Genomic DNA, 3,140 nt, shown 5'->3' with positions numbered 1-3,140 from the left:
ATAGACACCATCAACTTTTACGCGGTCTAAAATAGTTATCACGTATTCTCCCGGCATTAGGTATCCATGGCGGTCCATTTCCCTCCTCCCGAAGGGTAATATGCCGGGAAAATGGGAAACACCTGCCGTTGTCCTCAAAGGAAAAGAGGAAGCCTCATGGCGGTCCTCCGGTAAACAGGGTCGGTGAAATAGTATACCCCCGTGTCTTCGTCCTTCTGCACGATGAAGAGCCCCTCGCTCAGCGTCGAGAGCAACCTGCTCAGGGTGTCCTCAGATATCCCTGTCCCCACCATGTCCCTCCACGAGGCGCCCAGCGCCAGCAGTTTGACAACGGCCCTTACCCCTGGACTCCTTCCCCCCAAAAGGTGCTCCAGCTCCCTCTCCGCCCCTTTAATGGCTTCACCAATGTACCTTTTGACGCCGTAGGGGTTCAGCCAGCCGGGCAAGTGCCGAGCTGTCTGATTGCTTCTCTGATTTCCCAGCACTTTTCTTAACGTCGAGCCTTTTCGCTTTGGCATCAATACCTCCCGAAGTACTTCGGGGGTATCCTTCTTTAAACCGTTCTCCGAGCGCTTAAGGGTGAGGATTCCGTGTTCCCGAATGCATCCCAAAAGTAGTATATTCCCAAATTTCCCTTCTCCTGGAGGGAGAATGTGGAGGAAAGTGTGACCCGTTAATGCCAAACTGAAGCGATGAAAAGGGGGTAATAACCCGCCCAGGTTCATCGGCTCCGCCTTCGGCGGCACTCCCCGAGCAGGAGATGTTGGGGTTTCTCCCTAAAAAGGCTTACGGTTCCCTTTCGTAGCGATGCTCGCGCTTGATGACAAAGTAGTAACGCTCCTATCGGCTCTGGGAGAAAGGCGACGGTTATCCCGATGGCCTTCTCCACTCCCGGCATTCTCCCCTGCCTTGTCACAGACTCGATGGTCACTCCGACGATTGATAGAAGCGTTAATATGCCCTAGACAAACAGAAGAACCCCCCGTATAGTCGGCGTTTGACCTAAAAACCACCGGAAGAATGATTAAAAATGGGAAAGGTCACTCCTTCTTGAGCCTCTCGTCCTTTTTAACCCACTCCTCCAGGACGTCCCTGAGCTTGGGCTGGCCGATCTCCTCGAGCTCGTAGCGGACCCTTACAGCGGGTTTGTTGAGCTTCATGAACCTGCGGAGGTCAACGGGGGTCCCCATGATAACCACATCCGCATCGGCCTTGTTGATGGTCTCCTCGAGCTCCTTAATCTGCTTCTTGCCGTATCCCATTGCAGGAAGGATGACGTCAAGGTGCGGGTACTTCTTGTAGGTCTCGACGATTGAACCTACTGCGTAGGGCCTCGGGTCAATGATTTCCTTCGCTCCGAACTTCTTGGCTGCAACGTAGCCGGCTCCGTACTTCATTCCGCCGTGGGTGAGCGTCGGTCCGTCCTCAACGACGAGAACGCGCTTGCCCTTTATGAGCTCGGGGTTGTCAACGAATATCGGCGAGGCCGCCTCGATGACCGTTGCATTCGGGTTGACCTTCTCGATGTTTTCCCTGACCTTCTGGATATCATCGCGGTTAGCTGTATCAATCTTGTTGATGATTATGACGTCAGCTGAGCGGAAGTTGGTCTCACCGGGGTGGTACTTGAGCTCGTGGCCGGGCCTGTGCGGGTCGGTGACGACTATCCAGAGGTCCGGCTCGTAGAACGGGAAGTCGTTGTTTCCTCCGTCCCAGAGGATTATGTCGGCCTCTTTCTCGGCCTCGCGGAGAATCTTCTCGTAGTCAACGCCAGCATAAACCACCATTCCCCTCTCGATGTAGGGCTCGTATTCCTCGCGCTCCTCGATGGTGCACTCGTACTTGTCGAGGTCCTCAAAGCTGGCAAAGCGCTGGACGACCTGCTTTCTAAGGTCTCCGTAGGGCATCGGGTGTCTTATCGCCACAACCTTGTAGCCCATCTCCTGGAGGAGCTGGGCGACCTTTCTACTCGTCTGGCTCTTTCCGCAGCCTGTCCTGACGGCGGTAACGGCCACCACCGGCTTGCTGGACTTGAGCATGGTGCTCTTTGGACCGAGGAGCCAGAAGTCGGCTCCAGCGCTGTGGGCCCTGCTCGCGAGGTGCATGACGTGCTCGTGTGGAACGTCGGAGTAGGCGAAGACGACGATGTCTATATCGTGCTCCTTGATTATCTTTTCCATGTCGTCCTCGCTCCAGATCGGGATTCCGTTCGGGTAAAGCTCGCCGGCAAGCTCGGGCGGGTAAATTCTTCCCTCAATGTCCGGAATCTGGGTCGCGGTGAAGGCAACGACCTCGTATTCCGGATTGTCCCTGAAGAAGACGTTGAAGTTGTGGAAGTCCCTCCCGGCTGCACCCAGGATTAGAACCCTCTTCCTCCTCTTCTCGGCCATTTTTACCACCTCACAGGTTCTGTTCAATCCATGTAATCTCCGTTCTTATAATGGTTTTCGTTTAGTTGGGAAAGATCCCTGCGGAGCCCTTTCGGTTGGAAGTTCAGATTTCCGAAAAACGTTCAGAAAACAACGAAAATTGACACTGTTCGAATTACCTGCGGGCCGGATAATGGCACCTGCTGGTAATCATCCCCTTCTCACCCACAGCGCCCCGGCCATGCCGAAGTAGGTCGGACAGGCGTAGGCATTCTCCTTCAGATGGAATTCTCCAACCCGCATCGCCCCGAGCATTATCATCATCCCCCAGTAGCTGTCCACCAGAGCCTTCCTTACCAGCTCCGCGGGAACGCTGGGAAGCTCTTCGAGGCGGTTTTCGTTTATCAGCTCCATTATTAGCCTGTCGTACTCCTCGCTCTCCTTAACCTTACCATAAGGGCCGTCCTCGCTGTGCCCGTGCCCGTGGTCGGCGCTTATTATCAGCGCGATTTTCTTCTCGCTTTCCTCCAGCACCTTTCCAAGGATTTCTCCTGCCTTCACGAGGGTTTCCCTGTCGACGCCCCTTGAAGGAGTCATCAGGACAAGCGGTTTTTTCTCAAGGAAATGGAGCGGTATAAGTTCCCCCCAGCTCAACGGCCACCGGGAGTACTCCCCGCGGAGCGAGGCAAAGTTCAAATCCACCACCGGAATCCCCGCGCTCTTCTCGGCCCTGTAGATTTTCTCGGCCAGCTCCCTATCGGTTTTCCACTC

3 protein-coding genes are annotated in these 3,140 nt (G+C 55.0%); all 3 read right to left on the bottom strand.

The features are described from left to right. Positions 1-134: 134 nt before the first annotated feature. Positions 135-518 carry a hypothetical protein gene (locus MV985_RS00015; RefSeq protein ID WP_297457844.1) on the bottom strand — a complete coding sequence of 128 codons (384 nt, stop codon included), beginning with the start codon at positions 516-518 and terminating at the stop codon, positions 135-137. 522 nt (positions 519-1,040) lie between these two features. Beyond that, positions 1,041-2,390: a cyclic 2,3-diphosphoglycerate synthase gene (locus MV985_RS00010; RefSeq protein WP_297457842.1), complete on the bottom strand. Its 1,350-nt coding sequence runs from the start codon at positions 2,388-2,390 to the stop codon at positions 1,041-1,043. Positions 2,391-2,579: 189 nt separating this feature from the next. Further along, positions 2,580-3,140: extradiol dioxygenase (locus MV985_RS00005; protein ID WP_297457840.1), on the bottom strand; the 561-nt coding region annotated here is incomplete at its 5' end.

It is taken from the genome of Thermococcus sp. (assembly GCF_027012695.1).
Classification (GTDB): domain Archaea; phylum Methanobacteriota_B; class Thermococci; order Thermococcales; family Thermococcaceae; genus Thermococcus.
The sequence above is the reverse complement of the archived record's forward strand: the minus strand, read 5'-3'. Positions and strand labels throughout refer to the sequence as shown.